This is a genomic window from Parvibaculum sp. (genome assembly GCF_045863935.1).
GTDB lineage: Bacteria > Pseudomonadota > Alphaproteobacteria > Parvibaculales > Parvibaculaceae > Parvibaculum.
The window spans coordinates 104520-129035 of record NZ_BTVP01000001.1 but is presented as its reverse complement, the minus strand read 5'-3'; the positions used below and the strand labels follow the sequence as shown (position 1 = coordinate 129035).

Below are 24516 nucleotides of genomic sequence, written 5' to 3'. Positions count from 1 at the left end.
TTTATCGACATATGAAAAGCTGGCACCCAGATAAGCCCTATAATGATCTTCCCCTCCTTCCTCCCAAGGCCGAGGTTGAGACGAAGGAAGTGCTCAAGGCATGCGTGCGGGCACGTGCCGCGCTGGCAGAATTGAAGCAGGCGGCCGAACTCATCCCCAATCAGGCCATTCTCATCAACACAATTCCAACACTGGAAGCCCAAGCGAGCTCGGAAATCGAGAACATCGTCACGACAACCGACAGGCTGTTTCGCTATTCCGAGGCAAGTCATGAAGCGCAGGCCGACCCCCCCACGCGCGAAGCCCTGCGCTATCGGCGCGCGCTCCGGACCGGATATATGAGGATTCGGGAACGCCCACTCTCCACAGCCACCGCGCTCGACATCTGCAGCACGATAAAAAATGTCCAGATGGAGATTCGAAAAATTCCCGGCACGGCCCTCCAGAACGACTCAACCGGCAAGATTATCTATACACCGCCCGTCGGCGAGCCAAAGCTGCGGGAGCTTCTCGCCAACTGGGAACGCTTTATTCATGATGAAGAGGATGGCCTCGATCCCCTCGTTCGCATGGCGGTCATGCATTACCAGTTCGAAGCCATCCATCCGTTTACGGACGGAAATGGACGCACAGGCCGCATTCTGAACGTCTTGTATCTCATCGAAAAGGAGCTGCTCGATCTGCCGGTACTATACCTGAGCCGGCATATCATCCGTAACAAGATCGACTACTACAGGCTACTTCAGGAAGTCACGACGAAAGGAAACTGGACCGACTGGCTGATATATATCCTGAACGGTGTCGCCGAGACCTCCTCCTGGACCACATCGAAAATCCGGGCAATACGGCATCTGAAGCAAATCGCCACTGACTACATAAAAAGGGCGGAACCCCAGATTTATTCGCACGAACTCATCGAACAAATATTCGAGCAGCCCTATTGCCGCATCTCGAACATTGTCGATGCAGGGTTGGCCAAACGCCAAACGGCATCGACCTATCTCAGAAGATTGGCGGATATAGGCGTGCTATTTGAAGCCAAGGTCGGGCGGGAGAAGCTCTTTGTCCATCCGGCACTGCACGCACTCCTTACGTCGGAAAGCAACGAAGTCGAGCCCTACACGCCTCCTCCGGAACTCGACGTCGATCTAAGCAGATTGTTACGCACCAAAAGTTGAGCCTCTTGCACCTGCCGCCCCGCGTCCCTACCTGACCATCTTCGCATTTCGGGTCAGGGAGGGACAATCATGGCGGACTGGACAATCGGCGACGTGAAGATCACGCGCGTGGTGGAGGTCGAGGTGGCGCTGCCGGGCGGTGGCGCGGGCTCGATGGTGGAGAAGGCCTATCCCGACGCGGTGAAGGAGATCGGCTGGCTGCGCCCGCATTTTGCGACCGATGAAGGACATATCCGCGTCGCGATCCAGGCACTGCTGATCGAAACCCCCAGGAAACGCATCGTGGTCGACACCTGCGTCGGCAACGACAAGGAACGCGGCAATCCCTTCTTCAACAAGCTGCAGACGCAATTCCTGAAGGATTTCGAGAAGACGGGCTGGACGCGCGAGAGCGTGGACATCGTTCTCTGCACGCATCTCCATGTCGATCATGTCGGCTGGAACACCATGCTCGAGGGCGGCAAATGGGTGCCGACCTTCCCGAAGGCGCGCTACCTGATCGGCAAGCGCGAATGGGACTTCTGGGCGAACGAGGACGATGAGGACAATGCGCCGGTGCTCGCCGACAGCGTGCAGCCGGTCTTCGAGGCGGGCCTCGCCGATCTCGTCGCCGACGATCATGTGGTCTGCGAGGAAGTGCGGCTCCGGCCGACACCCGGCCATACGCCGGGCCATGTCAGCATCGTCATCTCCTCGAAGGGCGAGAGCGCGGTCATCACCGGCGACCTGATGCACCACCCCTGCCAGATGGCGAAGACGGATTGGCGCAGCGCCTTCGACACGGATGGCGACATGGCGGAGAAAACGCGCCACGCCTTCCTCGCCGAAATGGCGGACGGGCCGACCCTCGTCATCGGCACGCATTTCGCGACGCCGGCCGCTGGCCTCGTGAAGCGCGACGGCGAAAGCTACAGGCTCGAGGTCGGCTGAGGGGAACCGACGCGCCTTCTCGCTCGTTCCTTACCCGGAGGGACCTTGGGGACAAGGACCTTGGGGCACGAAGGAGGAGAGAGACATGCGCGGCATCCTGCTCTGGGCCATCGGCGTGCCCATTCCCATCATCATCCTGATCTATCTGCTGTTCTGACGCGTCAGCCTTCCGCGCCGCACCAGCCGGAGCGTGCGCCACCGCCATAGGCGCGGACAAAGCCGCCCTCGACCAGCGCGGCGGCAACATCGTCATGCGCGCCGGTCGCGACGCGGGCAAGGACGCGGCCGCCATATTTGTCGCTCTCGATATCGGCCAGCATCACCGGGCCTTCGCCGACGAGACGGAGAAGGGCCTCGCGCGCGGCAAGCGCCCGCGCCTTTTCCTCGGCGCATTTGCCCCGGAGTTCCGGCGCATCGACGCCCGCGAGGCGGACATGCGTCTCGACCGTCTGGCCGAGCCAGATGCGGGCCCGCGCGACCAGCGTGTCGCCATCGACGACGCGCAGGACTTCCGCCTCGACGGGGCCCTGAAGCCGCTCGACGGCATGAACGGGGAGCAGACTGGAAAGAAGCACCAGAATGACGATCGGGATACGCATGACTGAACCGGACTGGAGGAATTTATTCCTTCTATGGAAAGGGTTTTATTCCTTTCCCTCCGGCTCTGCAAGCCCTGCCCTTCACCGGCAGATGCCCCATCGCGCCATTTCGAAGTGAAAGTGGTTGGCGTGGAGCGCGTTGTAATCCGGCCCGAGCACGGTCGCAAAGAGGCCGCAGGCGCCTTCATGTATATCGGCCAGGAAGCGGCCTTCCGGCGTCTCCTTGCCCCAATCGGCAAGCACGCTGACGCGCCGCCCGTCGGCGAGATCGAAGCCCGCAATGTCGATCGCGTCGCCGCGCGCATGGCCGCTGCGGCGCCCCCCTTGCGCATGGTTCACGTTCCGGCAGGCATAGGTGCCGAAATGACGGACGCGCACGATCTCCGAGCCGAGATGTTCCTGCGCCGCCGGTGCAACGACATGGCGCTCCCACATGAGAAGCGCGGCTGTGGCGGGACAAGTGAGCTCAATGCCGCCGCCATAAGAGATATGCGACTGTTCGAGATGGAGGCCTTGCGCCATGCCGCAGCCTTCCGAAGCCGACGCGATGCTGTCGCGGCGCGCCTTTGCGCCCGACGCGCGCACGACGGAAACGCAAATGTCGTATTCGTTTGCGAGGCCCCTGAGCTTCAGCCCCGTGACGATGTTCGGCTTTTCCTCGATCCGGGGCGGTACGAAGGGATTGTAGGCGTCGGGGAAATGAATGAAGGCGAACCAGACGGCAAGGGCGAGCCCGCCGAAGAAGAGGAAGAAGCGAAAGACGAGGCCGGCGGCGATGAGGGCGCGGCGCAGGCGGGGCGAAGGTCTTTCGGGCAAGTTCACTCCCCGGTCCGGATGCAGGCCCCCGGATTTCCGTCAGAAATCGCTGATGATGCCCTTCACTTCCCAGTCGCCATAGCGCGTGGGTTCGGCACCGCCGCGCCCGGCGATTTCGCGCGGAGGGGCAGGCTCAGCATCCGCGAGGCGCCGGCGCTCCTCGGCCTCGGCAAGCGCGCGTTTCGCAGCAGGCGAGAGCACCTTGCGGGGCGCAGGCCCGCTTTCGCCGCCGCCCTGCGGCTTTTCCTCATCGGCCATGAGAGACCCGCCTTTCTTGAACCGGACACGATCAGGATACATATAAAGCCGCGAGGCGGACCCTTCCACCCCGGAAGCGGCCGCCCGAAAGCAAAGCAAACCGGAGAGGTTAAAGACGCCACCGATGAACACGATCAGAACCTTCATGCTTCTCGCGGCGATGACCGCGCTTTTCATGGGGCTCGGCTATCTGATCGGCGGCGCGGGCGGCGCGGCGATCGCTTTTCTCGCCGCCGCGGCCATGAACCTCTTCGCCTGGTGGAATTCCGACAAGATGGTGCTGCGCATGTACAAGGCGCGGCGTGTGGACGAGACGGTTGCGCCCAATTACGTGCACATCGTCAAGGAACTCGCGCGGCGCGCGAACATGCCGATGCCCGCGACCTACATCATCGACACCCCGCAGCCCAACGCCTTCGCGACGGGGCGCAATCCCGAGCATGCCGCCGTCGCCGCGACGACCGGCCTCATCGCCATGCTCACGCCGGAAGAACTCGCCGGCGTGATGGCGCATGAACTCGCCCATATCAGGAACCGCGACACGCTGACCATGACCGTGACGGCGACGATTGCCGGCGCGATCTCGATGCTGGCGAATTTCGCGTTCTTCTTCGGCGGCAACCGCGACAACGGCCCCGGTATCGCCGGCACGCTGGCGCTTGCCATTCTCGCGCCCATGGCCGCCGCGCTGGTGCAGATGGCGATCAGCCGCACACGCGAATATTCGGCCGACGCGGGCGGCGCGGAAATTTCCGGCAACCCGCTCTGGCTCGCCTCCGCGCTGGAGAGGATGGACGCCGCCGCCCGCCGCGCGCCGAACGAGGCGGCGGAGGCAAATCCCGCCACCGCGCATATGTTCATCGTCAATCCGCTGAACGGACGCGGCCGCGACAATCTCTTCTCGACCCATCCCGCGACGGAGAACCGCATCTCGGCGCTGCGGCAGCTCGCACAGACCATGGGTGAGGCGGCGCGCCGTCCCTGGGGCTGAATTATCGCGCGTCAACCGCTTTGCGCGGCGGCCGCGACTATGCTCTAAAGCCGCGCATGAAAGCCAGGACAGACGAACCCGGGCTCGCCGCCCGCGAAGGGGCGGCGGCTCTTCTGACCGCCGTGTTGAAGGAAAAGCAGGCCTTCGACGAGGCCTTTGCGCGCGAAGCGGCGGCAGGCCGCCTTGCGCGGGCCGAGCCGCGCGACCGCGCCTTTGCCCGCGCCATCGCGGCGACGGCACTGCGCCGCCTCGGGACGATCGACACCCTCATCGCGCGCTGCCTCGACAAGGAGCTGCCGAACCGCGCGGGGCCCACGCGGAACATCCTGCGGGCAGGCACGGCCGAACTCCTCTTCCTGCGCGTCGCCGCGCACGCCGCCGTGGGCATGAACGTGGAAGCCGCCTCGCGCGACGATGCGGGCCGTCACTTCAAGGCGCTGGTGAACGCCGTGCTCCGCCGCCTCTCGCGTGAGGGCGACGCCATGCTCGATAGTCTCGATACGGAGCGTCTCGATACGCCGGACTGGCTCTGGGAGAGCTGGGTCGCCGCTTATGGCGAGGAAACGGCGCGCGCGATCATCCGCGCGCACTATGCCGATCCGCCGCTCGACATCAGCGTGAAGAAGGCGGACGAGCGCGACGCCTGGGCCGAAAGGCTCGGCGCGCAGGTCCTGCCGACGGGCACGCTCCGCCTCGACGATGCGGGCCGCATCGAGGAGTTGCAGGGTTTCGACGAAGGCGCCTGGTGGGTGCAGGACGTGGCCGCCGCGCTTCCCGCCAGGCTGCTCGGCGACGTGGCGGGCCGCGAGGTGCTCGACCTTTGCGCCGCGCCGGGCGGCAAGACGGCGGAGCTTGCCGCGATGGGTGCGCGCGTGACCGCACTCGACCGCTCGAAGCCGCGCCTCGAACGGCTCACCCAGAATCTCTCGCGGCTTCACCTCACGGCCGAAACCGTCGTGGCGGACGCCGCGACCTACGCGCCCGGACGGCAATGGGACGCGGTATTGCTCGACGCGCCCTGCACCGCGACCGGCACGGCACGCCGCCATCCCGATGTGCTTCGCCTCAAATCCCCCGCCGACCGCGACAAGCTTGCCGCCCTGCAGGCGCGCCTGCTCGAGCATGCCGCAACGCTCCTCGCGCCGGGCGGCACGCTCGTCTATTGCACCTGTTCGCTGGAACCCGAAGAAGGTGTCCGGCAGATCGGCGCTTTCCTTGCGGCGCATGAAGACTTCGAGCGCGTGCCGGTTTCGCCGCAGGAGACCGGCGGTATAACCGAGATCGTCACAGGTGAAGGAGACCTGAGAAGCCTGCCTTGTCACCTCGCCATCGAAGGCGGTATGGACGGCTTCTACGCCGCGCGCCTGAAGCGCCGTCAACCTCGCCATTCCCTTGTTGACGGATGAGGGGGTGGGCGGCAGTCTGACGCTACTTCTTCCAGGGGGAATCCGTGACGCTGACTGAACCCGTGACGACGGACGCGACGGCGCTTGAGCCGTCGAGCTGCATGATCTGCGGCGGGCGCTCCTTTCGCCCCGCCGGCATATCCTCCGGCTATCGCATCTTCCGTTGCACGGAGTGCGGATTCCACTTCGTCTATCCGACGCCGCCCCTTTCCGAAATCGCCGCGATCTACGAGAAATATCTCTCGAACACGCATTATTCGGCGAAGGCGGAGCGCAAGATCCTGCGCGCGATGAAACAGATCAAACGCTATCGCCACCTCGCGCGCGGAACCCGCTTCATCGATTTCGGCTGCAACATCGGCACCGCCGTGGAAGCGGCGAACCGGCTCGGCTTCGAGGCCTATGGCGTCGATATCGACGAGGAAAGCGTGGGGCTCGCGCGGAAGGAATATCCGGGCGGCCACTACCATGCGGGGGCCGTCGAAAGCCTGCCCGCGGACTGGAAGGATTTCGACTTCGCCTTCATGATCGAGGTGATCGAGCACCTGCCCGACCCGCATGCCTATTTCGAAGCGATGAAGGCGAGATTGAAGCCCGGCGCGCTGCTCTATCTCACCACGCCGGACGCAGGCCACTGGTCCGTGCCGAAGGATTTCCCGGCCTGGAAAGAAGTCTTTCCGCCGCAGCACCTCCATTATTTCACGAAGGCCGCGATGCGCCGCTTCCTGACCGATCACGGCTTCGAGGTGATCCGCTTCGTCTGGAGCGCGAAGTCGCGGCTCAAGGTGCTCGCCCGCAAGCTGTGACGGCTTTGCTTTTTGCGGGCTTTCGTTTTTCTGGCGTTTTCCCGGGACCCCGGTATCTTGAGGCGGATTGGGTGAGGCCGTGCGAGCCATGCGCGGCGCCCGAACTTGCCGGGGCAGCCCGGAACAGCCGGGGATAGAATGTCTGTTTCGCCTTTTCTCTTCTGGACGCTCGTGGTGCTCGCCGTGGTCTTCGCGGGCGCCTTCGCGGCGACGCTGTCTTACGCGTTGCGCCAGCGCGTGCGCATGAAGCTCCGTCCGAATTTCGGCAAGCCGCCGGTGCCGCATGTCGCCATCGACGTATGGGACGAGGTTTTCAGATCGACCGGCCTCGGCCCGAACCGCGCCTCCGAGATCTCCTTCATCGGCCAGGCCGGCGCGCTCGCCAGCATCAACGACACGGAAACATGGGTGCTTGGCGCACTGGCGAAGAAGGCAAGGCGCATCTTCGAATTCGGCACGGCGACGGGACGCACCACCTATGTGCTCGCGCGCAACGCACCGGACGATGCGAAGGTCGACACGCTGACCTATCTTGCCGATGGCGACGACAGCTACGAGTTCGACGCAAACGATCCGGATGCGGAGAAATGGCGCAAGATCGCGCTTGGCGAATCCCACTACGACAAGTTCTACTATGAGGACACGCCAGTCGCCCACAAGGTGGCGCAGCATTTCGGCGACAGCGCGAAATTCGACGAAGCGCCCTACGCGGCACAGATCGACCTCATCTTCGTCGATGGAGCGCATTCCTATTCTTATGTGAAGAGCGACAGCACCAAGGCGCTGCGCATGGTGGCGCCCGGCGGCTATGTTCTGTGGCACGATTATTCGCCGCGCTGCCCCGGTGTCTTCAAGGCGCTGAACGAACTCGGCCGCGAGTTGCCGCTGGCGCATCTGAAAGGCACGACGCTCGTCGCCTATCGCAAGCCCGCATGACGGACGCGCCGGAGAACATCGCGCGCATCGCCGTCTTTTCGGGCGGCGAACTTCTTGGCGACGGGCTTTTCAAGCTGCCTTTTCTTCGCAGCCTCCGCGCCACTTTCCCGGATGCCGAAATCGTCTGGGTCGCGGCGAGGAAAACCGCCTATGCGGGTGTGCTGAAGGATCTCGCCGCGCCTTATCTCTCGCGCGTGATCGAGGAGACGGAGATCGGCTCGTCCGTCGGCGAGCTCGCCGTGCCGCGCCGCATCGGAACGGGCGCAATCGACATCGCCATCGACACGCAGACGGTCGCCTGGCGCTCGTTCGCCGTGAAGCGCGCCCTGAAGCCGAAGCTCTTCATCGCAAGCGCGGCGGACTACCTTTTTTCCGGCGTGAAGCCTGAACGGATCGACGCCACATGGACGCGCAAGAAGCCCGCGCATTTCGTGGACGGACTTTTGCGCCTCGTCGAGCTTGCCTCAGGGGGACACGCCATCCGCGATCCGGCGGCAATCGTCGTTCCGGAGGCTTACGTGGCACTTGCCGCAACGCTGCTGCCCGAAGGCGCACGCTATGCGGGCTTCGCGCCCGGCTCTGGCGATCCAACGAAGCGCTGGCCGCTCGACCGCTTCATCGCCCTGGCGCGGCAGGCAAGCGCGAAGGGCCTGCGGCCCGTCTTCTTCGTCGGTCCGAGCGAGCGCTTCATGCTGGACGATATTCGCCAGGGCGTGCCGGACGCGCTCTTCCCCGAGGACGAGGCGCCGGAAGGCGCGCCGAAGGGTCCCCTCCTCGTCGCCGCGCTCGGGCGGCGGCTCGACGTGGCGGTCGCGAACGATTCCGGCCTCGGCCACATGCTCGCCATTTCCGAGGTGCCGCTGATCCTGCTCTACGGCCGCCACTCGCCCGCGAAATACGCCCCCCGGACGCCCCACCTCACGACCTTCTGGGCGCAGGATTTCGGCGGGCCGGAACATGACCGGATTCCGCTCGACAGGGTCGCCCGCGCCCTCGACGAGGTGCTCGGGCAAAGCCGGCCGGGCCTGCTTGCACCCCGCGAATCTAGCTGTTAAGCACTGACGGATACGGATTTCCGGGCGTCACGCCCGAAGTCCGCTCGTCACCTGTTTCCGGCATCGGATTTCACATGAGCGGCATCAAGATCGCCCCGTCGATTCTGGCCTCCGACTTCGCCCGCCTCGGCGAGGAAGTGCGCGCCATCACGGAAGCCGGCGCCGACTACATCCATGTCGACGTGATGGACGGGCATTTCGTGCCGAACATTACCATCGGCCCCGACGTCGTGAAGGCGCTTCGGCCGCATTCCGGCAAGGTCTTCGACGTGCATCTCATGATCTCGCCCGTGGACCCCTATATCGAGGGCTTCGCGAAGGCGGGCGCCGACATCATCACCTTTCACCCGGAAGCAGGCCCCCATCCCCACCGCACGATCCAGGCGATCAAGGCGGCGGGCTGCAAGGCGGGGCTCTCGCTCAATCCGGGCACGCCGCTCGAACTGCTCTGGCCGCTCCTCGGCGACATCGACCTTGTGCTCGTCATGTCGGTGAACCCCGGCTTCGGCGGGCAGAGCTTCATCGAGAGCCAGTTGAAGCGCATCGAAATCATCCGTAAGCGGATCGATGCCGAGAAGCCGGACGTCGAACTGGAAGTGGATGGCGGCATCAATCTCGAAACCGCGCCCCGCGCCATCGCGGCCGGCGCGACAGTGCTTGTGGCAGGCACAGCGACTTTCAAGGGCGGGCCGTCCGCCTATGCGAAGAACATTGCGGCATTGCGCGGTGACGCCTGAACGGGCGGCGCCGGAAACGGGGATAGAGGGCGCGTGAACGGAGGGCCGTCTCCAATGGCCGAGACGCGTGCGAGGACCGCAGAGCAAGGACGCAGCGCCGTCATGCGCCGCACGCCTGCATCCGCAGGCAACCGCACGATCGATCTCGCAGGCGCGGCGCTCGTCCGCGCGCGCGATGCCGCGCTCGCCCGCGCTTTCAACACATGGGTCTACGGCCAGACGCTGCTCGGGCCCATGCCCGACCACATGGTGCTTTATCCGTCCGAGCTTCGGCCCGGACGCACCTCGCAGGCCGACGCGCTTTTTCAGGGCCGCTGGTTCCTGCCCGGCGGGCAGGTGCGCGCACCGGGCGGCTCATCGCCCTTCGCCGCCGATCCGCCGAGCGAAACCTGGGCGGAGGAGCTGCACGGCTTTTCCTGGCTGCGCCACTTCACGACCGCGAACGAGACCGGCACCGGCGACACGGCGCGGCGCTATGCGCAGAAGCTCGTCGCCGACTGGATTTCAACCGAGGGCAACTGGCATCCCATCGCCTGGCGGCCACAGGTCATCGGGCGCCGCCTTATGTCCTGGGTCGCGAATGGTGCGCTCATCATCGACGGATCGGAACTCGTCTACCGCTCGACGCTGCTGCGCAACATGGCGAGGCAGGCGCGCCACCTCGCCCGCGTCGCCGCCATTGCGCCGGCCGGCGAGCCGCGCATCACGGCGGCCATGGGCCTCGCCTTTTCCGGCCTCTGCCTCTCCGAAGGCCACAAGCGGCTGGCGAAGGGGCTGAAACTTCTCTGCCGCGAACTCGACCGGCAGATCCTGCCCGATGGCGGCCATGTGAGCCGCAATCCGTCGGCGCAATTGTCGATCCTGCTCGATCTTCTGTCGCTGCGCGACGCGCTCTCCGCGCGCCGCATCGACGTACCCAAGCCTGTGCGCGACGCCATCGACCGGATGACGCCGATGCTGCGTTTCTTCCGGCACGGCGATGGCAAGCTCGCCCTCTTCAACGGTTCGACGGAAGGACCGGAAGGCGCGATCGACGCCGCCCTCGAACGCGACGACGCCAAGGGCCGCCCCTTCGGCTTCGCACCGCATTCGGGCTATCAGCGCCTGGCTGCCGGACCTGTGAACCTCGTTGCCGATACCGGACCGCCGCCGCCCGGCGCCTTCAGCCATGAGGCGCATGCGGGCTGCCTCTCCTTCGAGATGAGCGCGGGCCGCGCCCGCATGATCGTGAATTGCGGCGCGACGAAAGTGCTCGGGCCGGACTGGGAAGCAGCGAGCCGCGCGACGGCGGCGCATTCGACGCTCGTCCTTGCCGACACCTCCTCGGCGCGCATGTTGAAGGGGAAGCTGTCGCGGCGGCTTCTCGGGCCCCGCGTGATGGAAGGCCCCGTCGAGGTCGAAAGCCGCCGCAACGAGAACGAAGCGGGCGTCTGGCTCGAGACGGCGCATGACGGCTATGCCGGTCTTTTCGGCCTCATCCATCACCGCCGCCTCTTCCTGTCGGCGACGGGCGAGGACCTGCGGGGCGAGGACAGGCTCGATACCGCCGCCGCACCGCGCCGCCGCATGCCCTGGCAGTCGCTCTTCCGGCACCGCATGCCGCAAGACCCCGGCTTCACCATCCGTTTCCACATTCATCCCGACGCCCGCGTCTCGCTCGCGCATGACAGGACCAACGTGCTGGTGCTGCTGCCGAACGGCGACGGCTGGCAGTTCCGCGCGCGCTCGGGCGGCGGCGAATGCGAAATCGCGATCGAGGAAAGCGTCTATCTCGGCTCCGGCGACACGACGCGGCGCGCCGAGCAGATCGTGGTGGCGGGCCGCGTCTTCCGGGGCGAGGCGCGCGTCAACTGGGCCTGGCGGCGCCTGTCGACGCGCAATGCAGGGCATCCGAAGCGCGAGGACGCCGAGGTGCCGGAACTTCCCGATCTGGAGCTTCCGCCGGGGGAGTGAACTAACCCTTCCTCGCCTCGAGCACCATCTGGCTCTGCGTGACGACCGCGCAGAGGCGGCCATCGCCCCGCGTGACCTTTGTCTGCCAGACCATCAGCCGCCCGCCCTTGTGGAAGGGTTCGCAGGTCGCCGTCGCGACATCGCCAAGCGGCACGGGGGCGAGGAAATTGGTCTTGCTCTCGACCGTCGTCGTGGTTGCCCCGCCGGAGAGATTGAGCACGGTGGCCACCGCCCCTGCCGTATCGGCGAGCGACATGATCGCACCGCCATGCAGGATATCGGGGATCGTGCAGAGTTCCTTGCCGACGGCGAGCGTCGCCACCACCCGGTCGGGGCTCGCCTCCACGAGTTCGATGCCGAGAAGCTTCGCGAAGGGCAGATAGGAAATGTCGGGTTTTGGGCTCATCCGGGGGGGAATCCTTTGGGTTTCGGCCTCTTTCGGAGCGGGAGCCTATCTCCCGGCCTTGCCCGGGCCGACAGCCATTTGCCGGAAGGATATGGGGCCAATTCCGCCGCCGCGCCTTGGCCCCCGCTCCGCTTCATGCTATTGCCCCGGCCATTCCCGCCGCCCACCGGAGCCCCGTCCCCATGGTATCCCTGAAAGCCCACCCGAAAGCCGCCGACGTCCAGCGCGTCCGCCGCGCCCTCATTTCCGTCTCCGACAAGACGGGCCTTGCCGAGTTCGCCCGCGCACTGCACGAGGCGGGCGTCGAACTCGTTTCGACCGGCGGCACGGCGAAGGCGATCAAGGAGGCGGCGCTGCCGGTGAAGGACGTGTCGGACCTGACGGGCTTTCCCGAGATGATGGACGGGCGCGTGAAGACGCTGCATCCGAAGGTCCATGGCGGGCTGCTCGCGATCCGCGACGATGCGGACCATGCCGCCTCGATGAAGGAGCACGGCATCGGCGGCATCGATCTCCTCGTCGTCAATCTCTATCCCTTCGAAGCGACGGTGGCGAAGGGCGCGGCCTATGACGAATGCGTCGAGAATATCGATATCGGCGGTCCGGCCATGATCCGCGCGGCGGCGAAGAACCACGCCTATGTGGCCGTCGTGGTGGACGCGGCCGACTACGAAGCGGTGCTTTCCGAAATCGGCGCGAAGGGTGGCACTTCGCTCGCGCTGCGCACGAAGCTTGCGCAGAAGGCCTATGCGCGCACGGCGGCCTATGACGCGGCGATCTCGAACTGGATGGCGGACGCGATCGGCGAGACGGCGCCCGACTACCGCGCCTTTGGCGGCAGCCTGAAACAGACGCTGCGCTACGGCGAGAACCCGCACCAGATCGCGAGCTTCTATGTGACGGGCGAAAACCGCCCCGGCGTGTCGAACGCCGAACAGTTGCAGGGCAAGGAGCTTTCCTACAACAACATCAACGACACGGACGCCGCCTTCGAACTCGCCGCCGAATTCGATCCGAAGCTCGCGCCCGCCATCGCGATCATCAAGCATGCGAACCCCTGCGGCGTCGCAACCGGCGAAACGCTCGCCGACGCCTACCGCAAGGCGCTGGCCTGCGACCCGGTTTCGGCCTTTGGCGGCATCATCGCCGCGAACATGCCCCTCGACGGCGAGACGGCCGAAGAGATCGCGCGCATCTTCACCGAAGTAATCATCGCGCCCGATGCCGACGAGGACGCACGCCGCATCATCGGGCAGAAGAAGAACCTCCGCCTGCTGATCACGCATGGCCTGCCGGATGCGGGCGCGCCGGGCCTCAACTTCAAGGCGGTCGCTGGCGGCATGCTGGTGCAGTCGCGCGACAATGGACGCATCGACAACCTCGATCTCAAGGTCGTGACGAAGCGCGCGCCGACCGCGCAGGAAATGGCCGACCTCAAATTCGCCTTCCGCGTCTGCAAGCATGTGAAGTCGAATGCGATCGTCTATGTGAAGAACGGCGCGACGGTGGGCATCGGCGCGGGCCAGATGAGCCGCGTGGATTCGGCGCGCATCGCCGCGCGCAAGGCGCAGGACGCGGCGGAAGCCGCCGGCGAAAAGACGCCCGCCACCATTGGCTCCGTCGTTGCATCGGATGCCTTCTTCCCCTTCGCGGACGGGTTGCTCTCGGCGGCCGAAGCGGGCGCGACGGCGGTGATCCAGCCGGGCGGCTCGGTGCGCGACGACGAAGTGATCGCGGCCGCCGACGAAAAGGGCCTCGCCATGGTCATGACAGGCATGCGCCACTTCCGGCACTGAGAAGTATCGTTTTCCGAAGAGCCGTCGCGGCGCAAGCCGCGGCGGTTTTTTCGTGTCTCAGTGAACGACGCTTGTCGCGCGCTCTTCCTTGACGAAGAGGAAGAGCAGAAGGCCGACAAGGATCATCGGCGCCGTCACCATGAGCCCATAACGCTGGTTCTGCGTCGCCTCGGTGACGATGCCGATGAGGAGCGGCGCGATCCAGGCCGTCGCCTTGCCGACAAGGGCGAAGAGACCGAAGAACTCCGTCATCATTTCCCTTGGCGAGATGCGCGCCATCATGGTGCGGCTCGAGGCGATGACCGGTCCGACCATCATGCCGAACAGGCCGACGGTGAGCAGGAAGAGCTGCTGCGGCAGCGTCGAGAAGGCTTTGGCGTCCGGCGCAACGGCGACTTCCACGACATAGAAGATCCGGTCGCGGTCGAAGGAGAGCAGCAGCAGGAAGGTCAGGAGGACGCCGATGAGCGCCCAGACGAGCGTGCGCTTCGAGCCGATCTTCAAATCGACCCAGCCGCCGACAAAGGCGCCGAAGGCGGCAAAGAGCGTCACCCAGATGCCGTAGACGGCCATCTCCATCGCGCCCCAATGGAAGATCGACGAGGCGAGAATACCGCCGAAGACGAAGATCGCCGTCATGCCGTCATAGAAGATCATGCGCGCAACGAGATAGAGACCAACATTGCGGAAATGGCGGACCGAGCGGATCGTGCTCCACAGACGCATGACGCCCGCCTTCGCCGCCGCGCGCCGCCCGAGGCCGCGCCCCTTCTGATCCGGCACGAGGAAAAGAAGCGGCAGCATGAAGACGACGAACCAGACGCCGGAAATCGGCCCGACGATGCGGTCGGTCTCATGCGCTTCCTTCGAGAGGCCGAACAGCGGCTCGTCGGGAATGAAGGGTGCCTGCACCTCGCCCGGCAGTTGCAGCAGGAGAAGCACGAGGATAAGCGCGACGATGGCGGCAAGCTGGCCGACGCCGATGCCGATACCCGACAGAAGGCCGATGCGCCGGTCGGACGCGATGGTCGGCAGCATGGCATTCGCAAAGATGATGGTGAGCTCCATGCCGATGGCGGCGACGATGAGCGCGATCGCGACCGGCAGCAGCGGTTGCCCCGGCACGGCGAACCAGAGGCCGAAACAGCCGGCCGCGCAGAACAGCATGGAAAAGACGATCCAGGGTTTGCGCGGGCCCGCCGCATCCGCCATGGCGCCGAGGAGCGGGCTCATGAGCGCGATGGAAATGCCTGAGACCGCCTGCACATAGCCCCAATAGGCCTGGCCCTGGATGGGGTTCGCGGCGAGAACGCCGGTGAAGAAGGGCGGAAAGAGAAAGATGGTGATGAGCGAGAAGTAGGTCTGGTTCGCCCATTCATAGAGCACCCAGGCACCCTGCGCGACATTGGATGCGGGCTCCCCGCCGCCCGTATCGTGCGGCGGCCGAAGCTCCGGCACCGCTCCCTCGACGATCGCAGCACTCATTCCGCCGCCTCCGCGCGTTCTTCCTTCACGAACAGCATACCGGCAAGGCCGATGCCGAGAAGGAGGAGAACCGACGCGAAGCCCGCGCGTTGGCTCTGGAAGAGATGCGTTGCCGCACCGACGAGAAGCGGCCCGAGAAAGGCCGTCGCCGTGCCCGACAATGCATAGATGCCGAAAAATTCCGACATCTTGGAAATCGGCGCGATGCGCGCGAGCATGGTGCGGCTGTTCGCATAGGCCGCCGTGATGCAGATCGCGACGAGGAGCACGACGATGAGATACATGAGTTCGGGCCACGTCGCGAAGAAGGGCAACGACCAGACCGGTTCGGCCGACGCCGCGTCATAGGGCAGGAAAAAGATTTCGGTCGGCGTTATCGAAACGGCGAGCAGCACGCCAAGCGCCGTGCCGCCGATCGAGACGAGGATCGCGCGCTTCGAGCCGAACGTGTCGTCGAGCCAGCCGCCGAAGAAACCGCCGCCGACGGCGAAGATCGAAAGCACGATCCCGTAGACGGTGAGCGTGAGCGCCCCCCATTTGAAAACACCCGCCGCATAGACGCCGCCAAAGACGAGCACGGCCGTCTTGCCGTCATTGTAGAACATGCGCGCGGCGAGATAGATCGCGATGTTGCGGTAGTGGCGGAGCTTCCGGACCGTGCCGACGACGGAACCGAAGCCGCGCCGGATCGCAAGCTTGACCGGCACGCTGGCGCCCTTCACATCCGGCGTCCACAAAAGCAGCGGCAGCGAAAAGACGAGCAGCCAGACGGCGACGATGGGTCCGGAGATGCGGCTGTTTTCATGCGCGCTCGCATCGATGCCGAAAAGCGGCGCCTCGGGCACGAAGCTCCAGCCGACCGCGCCGGGCAGCATGAAGGCCCAGAGCATGAAACAGAGAATGATGAGCGCGCCGCCATTGCCGAGCGCGAGGCCCAGACCCGACAGAAAACCGATCCGTTCATGCGGCGCGACGGCGGGCAGCATCGAATTGTGAAAGACGGCGGAGAATTCGAAGGCGACGGCGATCAGCACGATGAGCGCGGCGATGGTGAGAACGGAAAGCCCGCCCTCGCCCGGCATGGCCCACCAGAGCGCAAACATGGCAGGCACCATGAGTGCGACGAAGAAGGCGATCCACGGTTTGCGCCGTCCGCCGGTATCGGCAATCGCGCCGAGGATGGGGCCCAGGCAAGCGATGAAGAACCCGGCAATGCCGTTGATGTTGCCCCAGATCGTCTGGCCGCGAACGGGATCGCCCACCACCGTGCTCGTGAAATAGGGCGAGAAGATATAGATGGTGATGAGGATGACGTATGGATTGCGCGCCCATTCGAACAGCGCCCAGCTGAGCTGGCCCCGCCCGTCGGCCGCCTCGCCGCCATCGGCGGAAAGGAGCTGCGCGCTCGCCTGTCCGGGCACCTGAACGCGAATGGGCTCCGCTTCGGACCTTTTGTCGACACCACTCACTCCTCGCCCCCTCCTTGCAATCTGCCCTCTGACGGGGCTTCCGCTAATGGAGCATGATTGAGGTGCAGGGAAAAGGCGGGAACGGGTCCGGATGGCCTCGCCGCACGAAAATGCTATAGGGAAACCTCGATCGGACGGAGTGGGGAGAGGGAAAGCATGCCGGCACGCGAAATCGGAAGCGCTCAGGGGTTCCAGCCCGCACCGCGCAGGAGAACGGGCTATAACGGCCTGGCACACGAGGACCTCGCCGCCGCCTGGACGAACTTCAAGGCCGATACCGGCAACTTCCACATGCTGCATTACCGCCACGTGGACGGCTTCTTCGTCTCGGCAAAGAATTCCGGCACGCAGTGGTTCACCTTCATGCTGAGCCATGCGCTCGCCGAGCAATATGGCATCGAGCCGCCTGCCTTCAGCAGCGGGCCCGGCCGCGACGCGATCATCGGGCCGGCGAAGCAGAAGCCGATCGCGGGCGTCCCGAAGATCGCCGTCTCGCACACCATTCCTTCCGTGATGTTCTCATGGAGGCTGATGCACCTGCTGTTCGACATTCCCCGCACGGTGGTGCTCGTGCGCGACATCCGCCACGCGCTCGAGTCGATCTACGTCAAATGGTTGAACGATCTGCCGGCGGGACGGGGCCTGTCGCTCACGGACTATGTGGAGGGCGATCCCTGGCAGCGCCGCGAGCACGCCGACATCTGGTGGTCGATCCAGTTCTTCAATCACTGGGGCGACGTGCTGGCCGCGCGTCCAGGGCAGAACATGCTGATCCGCTATGAGGACGCGATCGAGGCGCCGGGCGAATGGGTGGACAAGGTTGCCCGGCACTACGGTATCGATCTGACGCCCGCCGCGATTGCGGCCGCCGAAGCCGTGTCGACACGAGAGGCCGTGCGGCGCGGCTCGATCCCGCGGCGCCCAAAGCCGTGTCCGACGAGGATGAACGCGCAAGCATCCGGCTTTCGGCAAAGGAAGAGGAAATCCTGCGCCGCATTCTCTCACGGCATCTGCGCTACGATTTCGGCTACGACTTCTTCTGATACGGCTCAAGCCGCGGCGCCGCAGCACTTCTTGTATTTCTTGCCGGAACCGCAGATGCAGGGATCGTTGCGGCCGACCTTTTCGACGCGGCGCGGGCGCACGCCCATGATGCCGTCGACATACCACCAGCGGCCATCCTTGCGGGCGAAGCTTGCCGTTTCGTGGTGGACGCGGTCCTCGCCGTGCTGGCGGAAATGCGCGACGAATTCGACGATGCCCTCATCCTCGCCCGGGCCGCCGCCTTCGACGGTGCGCACTTCAAGGCCGGTCCACTCGCTCGCCGCCGCCCACTGCGCCGCACCCTCGCGGTCGAAATCGCTACGCGTGCCGGGCAGCAGCGTTTCCTCGAGATAGTCGATATTGCCGGTGGCGAAGGCCGAATAGCGCGAGCGCATCAGCGCTTCGGGCGTGGAAGGTTGTTTCGCGCCCTTGAGATAGGGCTCGCAGCATTGCGCGAAATCGAGGCCGGAACGGCAGGGACAGGCGGCGGAAGCCTCAGTCATCGTTTAACCTCGCAAAGAACGCGCAAAGAAAAAGCCGCCTGACGGCGGCTTCTTGTTGGAGCGGGCGATGAGATTCGAACTCACGACCCCAACCTTGGCAAGGTTGTGCTCTACCCCTGAGCTACGCCCGCATCCAGGTCAGCCGGACGGACCGCGATGGCCCCACCCGCCTGTGAGGGCGGTTTTATGGCCTATCGTTTGAGCCTTTGCAAGAGCCGAATTTTGCAGCCGTGGCCCCGGGTTAACGCCCGCTTGCAGGCTGCCGCGCGCCGTGCCAATCAGGAGGCATGACGGTCCCGAAACTCACCACCCGGGCCCAGTTCCTCGCCTGGCTCGGGGAAAGGGGCATCCCCCACGAGACCCGCGAGCACCCCGCCCTCCACACGGTCGAGGAAGCGCAGGCCCACCGCGCCTCATGGCCACCGCATGAGCGCGAAGGTGCCTTCTGCAAGAACCTCTTCCTCAAGGACAAGAAGGGCCGCCTGTTCCTCATCGTCACGGAGGAGCATCGCGAGTTGAAGCTGAACAGCCTCTCGCGACCCATCGGCTCGGCGCGGCTTTCCTTCGGCAATGCGGAACTGATGTGGGAGGTGCTGGGCGTGCGCCCCGGCTCCGTGACACCCTTCGCCCTCGTGAACGACCGGGAAGGCCGCGTCACTCCGGTGCTGGACGCACCCATGCTTGACCATGAGCGGCTCCATTACCACCCGCTCGAGAACACCGCGACCACGGGACTTTCGCGCGTGAATTTCCTGAAATTCCTGCGCGAAACGGGGCATGAGCCCCTGATCCTCGATCTGGTGGCGGCAGGCCAGGACTAGCGCGCTTGCGCAAGGGCGAGGCGAGCCGCTAAACCATTGTTTCGAAACGCCGCCGCTCCATCTTATGGGTGGAGCGGGCGGCAGAGAGCGCATAACGACAGGCTTGGAACGGCTCATGGAACCGATCATCGGAAATACCGCCGGCGCGGAGGCTGCGGACGGCCTCATTGTCGATACGACGACGCAAACCTTCGCCCGCGACGTGATCGAGGCGTCGCGCGATGTTCCCGTCATCGTCGACTTCTGGGCGCCCTGGTGCGGCCCCTGCAAGCAGTTGACGCCCGTCCTCGAAAGCGCGGTAAAGGCATCGCGCGGCGCGGTGAAGCTCGTGAAGATGAACATCGACGATCACCCGGCCGTCGCGCAGCAGCTTCGCATCCAGTCGATCCCGGCGGTCTACGCCTTCAAGAACGGCCAGCCGGTCGACGGCTTCATGGGCGCGCTGCCCGAAAGCCAGGTGAAGGCATTCATTGCGGGGCTTGCGGGCGATACCGGCCCTTCACCCGCCGAAGAGCTGATCGAGATCGGCCGCGAGGCCCATGAGGCCGGCGACCTCTCGCGCGCGGCGCAGGCCTTCGCGCGGGCCGCGCAGGAAGAACCGGGCAATCCGGCCGCGGTCGGCGGCCTCGCGCGCTGCTACATCGAGGCGGGCGATCTCGACCGCGCACGCCAGATACTGGCCCTTGTCCGTCCCGACGGGCGGAACGATCCCGATTTCGCCGCCGCCGAAGCCGCCCTTTCGCTGGCCGAAAAGGCGGGCGATCTCGGCGACATCGCCGAACTTCAGGCAAAGGTCGACGCCAATCCGAAGGACCATCAGGCGCGTTTCGACCTCGCGCTTGCGCTCAACGCGCGCGGCGACAAGGAAGGCGCGGTCGACCAGCTTCTCATCAGCGTCGAATACGACCGCAACTGGAACGAGCAGGCGGCGCGCAAGCAGCTTGTCGAATTCTTCGATGCCTATGGCCCGAAACACGAGGTGACGCTGAGCGGGCGCCGCCGGCTTTCCTCCATTCTCTTCAGCTGAAACGAAGGAAAATATGGGGCTCACGGATCAATATCGCAGCGTGGCGGACCTGCCGGGGACGATCCCCGTCTTTCCGCTTGCCGGCGCGATATTGCTGCCTCGGGGGCAATTGCCTCTCAACATCTTCGAGCCGCGCTACCTGAAGATGGTGGACGACGCGCTGCGCGGCGAACGCATTATCGGCATGGTGCAGCCGGATGGCGACGAGGCGATCCTTGCCTCGCAGATACCAGGCAAGACGCCGAAGCTTTGCGCCATCGGCTGCGCCGGCCGCATCACCTCTTTCGCGGAAACGGGCGACGGTCGCATCGTCATCACGCTGACCGGCATATCGCGTTTTCGCATAGTGAACGAACTCGCGGCCGTGACGCCCTACCGGCAATGCGAAGTAGCGTGGGAGGAATTTGCCGACGACCTCGTCGCCGGGCACGGCCAGGACGCCGTGAGCCGCGAACGGCTTCTCGAAATCCTGAAGGAATATCTCGAAACGCATGAGTTGCAGGCCGACTGGCGGGCGATCCGCCTCTCCTCGAACGAGACGCTGGTGAACTCGCTCTGCACCGTCAGCCCCTATGGGCCGCGCGAGAAGCAGGCGCTGCTCGAGGCGAAGACACTCGAAGACCGCAACCAGATGCTGATCGCGCTCACCGAAAAGGCGCTCCACGAACTCGCCTCCGGCGATGCGCCCGTACAATAATGAAAGACGGACAGGAATCATGAGCGACACACAGGAAGCCGCGCGCGCGCCGAAGATGGAAGTGGATCCGAAGCTTCTCGAAATCCTCGTCTGCCCGGTGACGAAATCGACGCTGCGCTACGATCGCGAGAAGCAGGAACTGATTTCCGACAAGGCCCGCCTCGCCTTTCCGATCCGCGACGGCATTCCGATCATGCTGACGGACGAGGCGCGCTCGCTCGACGATGAGTGACGTGACATGACCGATGCGGGACCCTGGCCGACCGGTATCAAGCTGAAGCGCAAGGAGCGCGTTCTCGAAGTTGCCTTCGAGGATGGCACGGCCTTCCGCCTGCCCGCCGAATTGCTGCGGGTGGAAAGCCCGAGCGCCGAAGTGCAGGGGCATGGCGCGAGCCAGAAGAAGACGGTGCCCGGCAAGGCGAATGTGGCGATCGAAGCACTCGAACCCGTCGGCAATTACGCCGTCCGCATCGTCTTCGACGACGGCCACGACACCGGGCTCTATACTTGGGAAACGCTTTACCGTTTGGGCCGCGACAGCGGCAAGCTCTGGACGGATTACCTCACCGCGCTCGAACGCGAGGGGCTCAGCCGGGAGTGAGGTTTAGATAAGATCGTCGAGATCGACGCCCAGCGCATCGGCCAGCGCCCGCATGGTCGACACCGTTCCGTCCCGGCTGCCATTCTCGATCTGCGAGAGATAAGGTTGGCTGATTCCGGCTGCTTTCGAAAGTTCCGCAAGCGTCATGCCCCGATAGCTCCGCCAAACGCGAACGGGATTCTCCCCGTCGAGAAGGCGGTTGACGATCTCGGCCGGAACAAGTTCGTCCTCGCCTGCCTTGAGGCGCCGCTTCGCCGCGTCATACGCAGCAACATCCGAACCATTTGTGTGAGCAGGTCCCATCACACCGCCTCGCCCCTGAGCAGCCGCGGCAGGTCGCCGACGACGCCGCCCGCATGGCGCATGAAGAAGCGCCGCATGGGCGGGATCTGACCGACGATGCCGAGGCCGAGATCGCGCGCGAGGCGCACCGGGCCGATATCGTTCGAGAAGAGCCGGTTGAGCCCGTCCATCAGCAAGGACAGCGCCACATTGTCGAAGCGCCGCCAGCGCTGATACCGCTCCAGCACGTCGAGCGAGCCGATGTCGAGACCAAGCCGCGCCGCATCGACCACGACTTCCGCCGCCGCCGCCACATCGCGCAGCCCGAGATTGAGCCCCTGCCCCGCAATCGGATGAATGCCATGCGCGGCATCAGCGACCAGCGCGAGGCGCGGGCGCACATAGTCGCGCGCCAGTTGCAGCGTCAGCGGATAGGACCAGCGCGGGCCGGCGGGCGCGCATTCTCCCAGATAGTCGCCGAAGCGCACACGCATCTCCTCGGCAAAGGCATCGTCGTCGAGCGCGAGGATCGCCTTCGCGTCCGCCGTCTTCTCCGTCCAGACGAGCGAGGAGCGGTTGCCGACCATCGGCAGGATCGCAAAGGGTCCGCCGGGCAGGAAGTATTCCTGCGCAACGCCCTCATGCGGCAATTCATGTTCGACCGTGCAGACGATCCCGGTCTGGCCGTAATCCCAGCCGACCGTCTTGATGCCCGCTGCCTGACGCGTGCGCGAGCCGCGTCCGTCCGCCGCAAAGCAGAGCCGCGCCGTCACCCGCCCGCCATTGCCGAGCGTCGCCGTGACCTGCGAGCCGTAGTCGATATGGGCGACGCTTTCGGGCGCAATGAGCCGGATGCGCGGTTCGTCCGCCACCGCCTTTTGCAACGCGATGCGCGTGTGGCGGTTCTCGATCAGATGCCCGAGCGGTTCGTCGCCGATTTCCTTGTGGTCGAAATGGAGGAAGAAGGGCGAGGCGCCTTCCCGGACGCGCCCGTCCGACACCATGATGTCGTTGATCGGCTGCATCTGGCCCTGCAGATGCTTCGTGACGCCGAGACGGTCGAACATGCGGCAGGAGGCGAAGGCGATGGCCGAGACGCGGCCATCGAATTCGGCGCCGGTGGCCGTCGCCGGATCGAGCACGTCGACCACGGTGACGGTGAGCCCGCCCTGCGCGCAGGCGAGTGCGAGCGGCAGGCCGGCAAGCCCCCCGCCGACGATGAGAATGTCGCTGTCCGGTCTCTGGGTCATGAAAGGCAAGATCGTCCGCTTGGTCCCCAAAGGCAAGCGCCGGATGGACGCAGGGGCGCATGGCCCCTAGTCTCCCGCGCAGAAGGAGTAACGACATGACATTCGCCGGCATGACCGCGCTTGAGCTTGGCCGCAGCTTCGAGGAAGGCAGAGCCGATCCGCGCGAGGTGACGGAAGATTTTCTCGAACGTGCAGGCCTCGAGGATCCAGACCGGCGCGTCTATGTGCGCCTTCTCGAGAAGCGCGCCCGCGCCGAGGCGGCGGCAGCGGCGGACCGGGCGGAGCGGGGGCTGCGCCGCCACGCACTCGACGGGGTGCCGCTCTCCTGGAAGGACCTGTTCGATGTCGCGGGCGAGCCGACGGCGGCGGGCTCGCTGGCGCTGAAGAACCGCGTGCCGGAGAAGGATGCCGAAGTGCTCGCGCGCGCGACGCGGGCCGGCGCCATCTGCCTCGGCAAGACCACCATGACCGAACTCGCTTTTTCCGGTCTCGGCATCAATCCAAAATTCGGCACGCCCGCCAATCCGCATGACGGAAAAGTCGAGCGCGTGCCGGGCGGCTCTTCGGCGGGCGCGGCGGTTTCGCTCGCGCGCGGGCTTGCGGCGGGCGCCGTCGGCACGGATACGGGCGGTTCGGTGCGCATTCCCGCCGCCTGGAACGGGCTGGTGGGCCTGAAGACCACGGCGGGCCGCCTGCCGCTCAAGGGCACCGTGCCGCTTTCTCCGACATTCGACACAGTGGGGCCGCTCGCGAGGGACGTCGCGGATGCGGCCGCCCTTCTCGCCTTGCTCGAGGGACGTCAGGCAAGGCCGCTCGCGCCGCTCGATCTCAATCGCACGACGCTCTGGCTGCCGGGCGGCATCGGCTGGTCCGGTCTCGACCCGCAGGTTACGAGCGCGCTCGACACCGGCATCCGCCGGCTCGTGAAGGCGGGCGCACGGATCGTGGAGCAAAAGCTGCCCGAACTCGACGAAGTGCACGCGCTTGCCTGGGACCCGAAGGCGAGCCGCCTCGTCGCCGAAGCCTATGCGCAATGGGGGGAGATGCTCGCCTCGAACGAGAGCGACATCTACCGCCCCGTCTTCGAGCGTGTGATGGCGGGCGCGGCGCTGAAGGCGGGCGACCTCGTGCGCGCGGATCTTAAACGGAAAGAAATCGCGGCTCGCTATTTCGCGGCAACGGCGGGCGTCGATGCCGTGATATTGCCGACCGTGGCGATTGCCCCGCCGCCCATCGCCGAACTCCTGTCCGGCGGCGAAGCCTATGGCCGCGCGAACCGCATGGCGCTCCGCAACACGACCATGGGCAACCAGCTCGGCGTCTGCGCGGTGACGCTGCCTTGCGGGAACGACGACAACGGCCTTCCGATCGGCATGATGCTGCAATCCGCTCCGCATGCGGAAGAAAGGCTCCTGTCGCTCGCGCTCGCCGTTGAACGCGCGCTGAGCTGAGCGCCGAATGAAAAAGCCC

26 protein-coding genes and 1 tRNA gene are annotated in these 24516 nt (G+C 65.5%); 16 read left to right on the top strand and 11 right to left on the bottom strand.

Annotated features, from left to right (window positions below; translation table 11 throughout):
- Positions 1–11 precede the first annotated feature (11 nt).
- Both fic and ACKUUH_RS00670 read left to right on the top strand, forming a co-directional pair.
- Positions 12–1178 carry a protein adenylyltransferase Fic gene (fic, locus tag ACKUUH_RS00675; RefSeq protein ID WP_407947914.1) on the top strand — a complete coding sequence of 389 codons (1167 nt, stop codon included), beginning with the start codon at positions 12–14 and terminating at the stop codon, positions 1176–1178.
- A 69-nt stretch (positions 1179–1247) separates the two neighbouring features.
- On the top strand, positions 1248–2108 hold the full coding sequence (locus ACKUUH_RS00670) for an MBL fold metallo-hydrolase (RefSeq protein WP_407947913.1): 861 nt from the start codon (positions 1248–1250) through the stop codon (positions 2106–2108).
- A 161-nt stretch (positions 2109–2269) separates the two neighbouring features.
- Here ACKUUH_RS00670 and ACKUUH_RS00665 read toward each other — a convergent pair whose 3' ends face one another.
- From ACKUUH_RS00665 to ACKUUH_RS00655, 3 genes are all read right to left on the bottom strand, one after another.
- Positions 2270–2707: a thermonuclease family protein gene (locus tag ACKUUH_RS00665; RefSeq protein ID WP_407947912.1), complete on the bottom strand. Its 438-nt coding sequence runs from the start codon at positions 2705–2707 to the stop codon at positions 2270–2272.
- A gap of 81 nt (positions 2708–2788) precedes the next feature.
- A complete protein-coding gene (locus tag ACKUUH_RS00660) occupies positions 2789–3523 on the bottom strand; it encodes an extensin family protein (protein ID WP_407947911.1) in 735 nt (244 codons plus the stop codon).
- 39 nt (positions 3524–3562) lie between these two features.
- Complete coding sequence (locus ACKUUH_RS00655; protein ID WP_407947910.1) at positions 3563–3781, bottom strand: DUF1674 domain-containing protein; 219 nt, start codon at positions 3779–3781, stop codon at positions 3563–3565.
- A gap of 124 nt (positions 3782–3905) precedes the next feature.
- Between ACKUUH_RS00655 and htpX the strand changes: the two genes are divergently transcribed.
- The 7 genes from htpX (at position 3906) to ACKUUH_RS00620 (ending at position 11665) form a co-directional block, all read left to right on the top strand.
- Positions 3906–4772 carry a zinc metalloprotease HtpX gene (gene htpX, locus ACKUUH_RS00650; protein WP_407947909.1) on the top strand — a complete coding sequence of 289 codons (867 nt, stop codon included), beginning with the start codon at positions 3906–3908 and terminating at the stop codon, positions 4770–4772.
- Between the two features lie 56 nt (positions 4773–4828).
- The gene (locus ACKUUH_RS00645; protein WP_407947908.1) at positions 4829–6178 is read left to right on the top strand and encodes an RsmB/NOP family class I SAM-dependent RNA methyltransferase; all 1350 of its coding nucleotides are present in this window, start codon (positions 4829–4831) and stop codon (positions 6176–6178) included.
- A gap of 44 nt (positions 6179–6222) precedes the next feature.
- Positions 6223–6984 carry a class I SAM-dependent methyltransferase gene (locus ACKUUH_RS00640; protein ID WP_407947907.1) on the top strand — a complete coding sequence of 254 codons (762 nt, stop codon included), beginning with the start codon at positions 6223–6225 and terminating at the stop codon, positions 6982–6984.
- Between the two features lie 138 nt (positions 6985–7122).
- Positions 7123–7920, top strand: a complete 798-nt coding sequence (locus ACKUUH_RS00635; protein WP_407947906.1) for an O-methyltransferase — start codon at positions 7123–7125, stop codon at positions 7918–7920.
- On the top strand, positions 7917–8975 hold the full coding sequence (locus ACKUUH_RS00630) for a glycosyltransferase family 9 protein (protein WP_407947905.1): 1059 nt from the start codon (positions 7917–7919) through the stop codon (positions 8973–8975). Before ACKUUH_RS00635 ends, ACKUUH_RS00630 begins: the two co-directional genes overlap by 4 nt.
- Positions 8976–9049: 74 nt before the next feature.
- On the top strand, positions 9050–9712 hold the full coding sequence (gene rpe, locus ACKUUH_RS00625; RefSeq protein WP_407947904.1) for a ribulose-phosphate 3-epimerase: 663 nt from the start codon (positions 9050–9052) through the stop codon (positions 9710–9712).
- A 54-nt stretch (positions 9713–9766) separates the two neighbouring features.
- Positions 9767–11665 (top strand): heparinase II/III family protein, encoded by a 1899-nt coding sequence (locus ACKUUH_RS00620; RefSeq protein WP_407947903.1) that lies wholly within the window; start codon positions 9767–9769, stop codon positions 11663–11665.
- Position 11666: 1 nt separating this feature from the next.
- On the opposite strand, the gene ACKUUH_RS00615 is transcribed toward ACKUUH_RS00620, so the two are convergent.
- Complete coding sequence (locus ACKUUH_RS00615) at positions 11667–12071, bottom strand: PaaI family thioesterase (RefSeq protein WP_407947902.1); 405 nt, start codon at positions 12069–12071, stop codon at positions 11667–11669.
- A gap of 182 nt (positions 12072–12253) precedes the next feature.
- On the opposite strand from ACKUUH_RS00615, the gene purH reads away from it, so the two are divergent.
- Entirely contained in the window at positions 12254–13867 is a 1614-nt protein-coding gene (purH, locus tag ACKUUH_RS00610; protein ID WP_407947901.1) for a bifunctional phosphoribosylaminoimidazolecarboxamide formyltransferase/IMP cyclohydrolase, read from the top strand.
- A gap of 57 nt (positions 13868–13924) precedes the next feature.
- Here purH and ACKUUH_RS00605 read toward each other — a convergent pair whose 3' ends face one another.
- From ACKUUH_RS00605 to ACKUUH_RS00585, 5 genes are all read right to left on the bottom strand, one after another.
- Positions 13925–15352 carry an MFS transporter gene (locus tag ACKUUH_RS00605; protein WP_407947900.1) on the bottom strand — a complete coding sequence of 476 codons (1428 nt, stop codon included), beginning with the start codon at positions 15350–15352 and terminating at the stop codon, positions 13925–13927.
- Positions 15349–16821, bottom strand: coding sequence for an MFS transporter (locus ACKUUH_RS00600; protein ID WP_407947899.1), 1473 nt, complete (start codon positions 16819–16821; stop codon positions 15349–15351). The genes ACKUUH_RS00605 and ACKUUH_RS00600 overlap by 4 nt, the downstream gene beginning before the upstream one ends.
- Before the next feature lie 299 nt (positions 16822–17120).
- Entirely contained in the window at positions 17121–17372 is a 252-nt protein-coding gene (locus ACKUUH_RS00595; protein ID WP_407947898.1) for a hypothetical protein, read from the bottom strand.
- A 498-nt stretch (positions 17373–17870) separates the two neighbouring features.
- Positions 17871–18368, bottom strand: coding sequence for a YchJ family protein (locus tag ACKUUH_RS00590; RefSeq protein WP_407947897.1), 498 nt, complete (start codon positions 18366–18368; stop codon positions 17871–17873).
- Between the two features lie 56 nt (positions 18369–18424).
- Positions 18425–18499, bottom strand: a tRNA-Gly gene (locus tag ACKUUH_RS00585).
- A 156-nt stretch (positions 18500–18655) separates the two neighbouring features.
- On the opposite strand from ACKUUH_RS00585, the gene ACKUUH_RS00580 reads away from it, so the two are divergent.
- The 5 genes from ACKUUH_RS00580 (at position 18656) to ACKUUH_RS00560 (ending at position 21514) form a co-directional block, all read left to right on the top strand.
- Positions 18656–19189 (top strand): prolyl-tRNA synthetase associated domain-containing protein, encoded by a 534-nt coding sequence (locus tag ACKUUH_RS00580; protein WP_407947896.1) that lies wholly within the window; start codon positions 18656–18658, stop codon positions 19187–19189.
- A gap of 115 nt (positions 19190–19304) precedes the next feature.
- Positions 19305–20216: a thioredoxin gene (gene trxA / locus ACKUUH_RS00575; RefSeq protein WP_407947895.1), complete on the top strand. Its 912-nt coding sequence runs from the start codon at positions 19305–19307 to the stop codon at positions 20214–20216.
- 13 nt (positions 20217–20229) lie between these two features.
- Positions 20230–20913 (top strand): LON peptidase substrate-binding domain-containing protein, encoded by a 684-nt coding sequence (locus ACKUUH_RS00570; protein ID WP_407947894.1) that lies wholly within the window; start codon positions 20230–20232, stop codon positions 20911–20913.
- A 19-nt stretch (positions 20914–20932) separates the two neighbouring features.
- Positions 20933–21145, top strand: coding sequence for a Trm112 family protein (locus ACKUUH_RS00565; RefSeq protein ID WP_407947893.1), 213 nt, complete (start codon positions 20933–20935; stop codon positions 21143–21145).
- A 6-nt stretch (positions 21146–21151) separates the two neighbouring features.
- Complete coding sequence (locus tag ACKUUH_RS00560; RefSeq protein WP_407947892.1) at positions 21152–21514, top strand: gamma-butyrobetaine hydroxylase-like domain-containing protein; 363 nt, start codon at positions 21152–21154, stop codon at positions 21512–21514.
- A gap of 3 nt (positions 21515–21517) precedes the next feature.
- On the opposite strand, the gene ACKUUH_RS00555 is transcribed toward ACKUUH_RS00560, so the two are convergent.
- On the bottom strand, positions 21518–21817 hold the full coding sequence (locus ACKUUH_RS00555; RefSeq protein ID WP_407947891.1) for a helix-turn-helix domain-containing protein: 300 nt from the start codon (positions 21815–21817) through the stop codon (positions 21518–21520).
- Positions 21817–23046 (bottom strand): FAD-dependent monooxygenase, encoded by a 1230-nt coding sequence (locus ACKUUH_RS00550; protein WP_407947890.1) that lies wholly within the window; start codon positions 23044–23046, stop codon positions 21817–21819. Before ACKUUH_RS00550 ends, ACKUUH_RS00555 begins: the two co-directional genes overlap by 1 nt.
- Before the next feature lie 95 nt (positions 23047–23141).
- Here ACKUUH_RS00550 and ACKUUH_RS00545 point away from each other — a divergent pair, with 95 nt between their 5' ends.
- Positions 23142–24497 carry an amidase gene (locus ACKUUH_RS00545; protein ID WP_407947889.1) on the top strand — a complete coding sequence of 452 codons (1356 nt, stop codon included), beginning with the start codon at positions 23142–23144 and terminating at the stop codon, positions 24495–24497.
- Positions 24498–24516 lie beyond the last annotated feature (19 nt).

Excerpts from the sequence above, each read along its gene's own strand:
- ACKUUH_RS00550 (WP_407947890.1), bottom strand. The coding sequence starts at position 23,046 with ATGACCCAGAGACCGGACAGCGACATTCTCATCGTCGGCGGGGGGCTT.
- purH (WP_407947901.1), top strand. The coding sequence starts at position 12,254 with ATGGTATCCCTGAAAGCCCACCCGAAAGCCGCCGACGTCCAGCGCGTC.
- ACKUUH_RS00635 (WP_407947906.1), top strand. The coding sequence starts at position 7,123 with ATGTCTGTTTCGCCTTTTCTCTTCTGGACGCTCGTGGTGCTCGCCGTG.
- ACKUUH_RS00595 (WP_407947898.1), bottom strand. The coding sequence starts at position 17,372 with ATGTCGAACAGCAGGTGCATCAGCCTCCATGAGAACATCACGGAAGGA.
- ACKUUH_RS00605 (WP_407947900.1), bottom strand. The coding sequence starts at position 15,352 with ATGAGTGCTGCGATCGTCGAGGGAGCGGTGCCGGAGCTTCGGCCGCCG.
- ACKUUH_RS00590 (WP_407947897.1), bottom strand. The coding sequence starts at position 18,368 with ATGACTGAGGCTTCCGCCGCCTGTCCCTGCCGTTCCGGCCTCGATTTC.
- htpX (WP_407947909.1), top strand. The coding sequence starts at position 3,906 with ATGAACACGATCAGAACCTTCATGCTTCTCGCGGCGATGACCGCGCTT.
- ACKUUH_RS00620 (WP_407947903.1), top strand. The coding sequence starts at position 9,767 with ATGGCCGAGACGCGTGCGAGGACCGCAGAGCAAGGACGCAGCGCCGTC.
- ACKUUH_RS00565 (WP_407947893.1), top strand. The coding sequence starts at position 20,933 with ATGAGCGACACACAGGAAGCCGCGCGCGCGCCGAAGATGGAAGTGGAT.
- ACKUUH_RS00560 (WP_407947892.1), top strand. The coding sequence starts at position 21,152 with ATGACCGATGCGGGACCCTGGCCGACCGGTATCAAGCTGAAGCGCAAG.
- ACKUUH_RS00570 (WP_407947894.1), top strand. The coding sequence starts at position 20,230 with ATGGGGCTCACGGATCAATATCGCAGCGTGGCGGACCTGCCGGGGACG.
- ACKUUH_RS00555 (WP_407947891.1), bottom strand. The coding sequence starts at position 21,817 with ATGGGACCTGCTCACACAAATGGTTCGGATGTTGCTGCGTATGACGCG.
- ACKUUH_RS00580 (WP_407947896.1), top strand. The coding sequence starts at position 18,656 with ATGACGGTCCCGAAACTCACCACCCGGGCCCAGTTCCTCGCCTGGCTC.
- ACKUUH_RS00670 (WP_407947913.1), top strand. The coding sequence starts at position 1,248 with ATGGCGGACTGGACAATCGGCGACGTGAAGATCACGCGCGTGGTGGAG.
- ACKUUH_RS00665 (WP_407947912.1), bottom strand. The coding sequence starts at position 2,707 with ATGCGTATCCCGATCGTCATTCTGGTGCTTCTTTCCAGTCTGCTCCCC.
- rpe (WP_407947904.1), top strand. The coding sequence starts at position 9,050 with ATGAGCGGCATCAAGATCGCCCCGTCGATTCTGGCCTCCGACTTCGCC.
- ACKUUH_RS00630 (WP_407947905.1), top strand. The coding sequence starts at position 7,917 with ATGACGGACGCGCCGGAGAACATCGCGCGCATCGCCGTCTTTTCGGGC.
- trxA (WP_407947895.1), top strand. The coding sequence starts at position 19,305 with ATGGAACCGATCATCGGAAATACCGCCGGCGCGGAGGCTGCGGACGGC.
- ACKUUH_RS00655 (WP_407947910.1), bottom strand. The coding sequence starts at position 3,781 with ATGGCCGATGAGGAAAAGCCGCAGGGCGGCGGCGAAAGCGGGCCTGCG.
- ACKUUH_RS00545 (WP_407947889.1), top strand. The coding sequence starts at position 23,142 with ATGACATTCGCCGGCATGACCGCGCTTGAGCTTGGCCGCAGCTTCGAG.
- fic (WP_407947914.1), top strand. The coding sequence starts at position 12 with ATGAAAAGCTGGCACCCAGATAAGCCCTATAATGATCTTCCCCTCCTT.
- ACKUUH_RS00615 (WP_407947902.1), bottom strand. The coding sequence starts at position 12,071 with ATGAGCCCAAAACCCGACATTTCCTATCTGCCCTTCGCGAAGCTTCTC.
- ACKUUH_RS00645 (WP_407947908.1), top strand. The coding sequence starts at position 4,829 with ATGAAAGCCAGGACAGACGAACCCGGGCTCGCCGCCCGCGAAGGGGCG.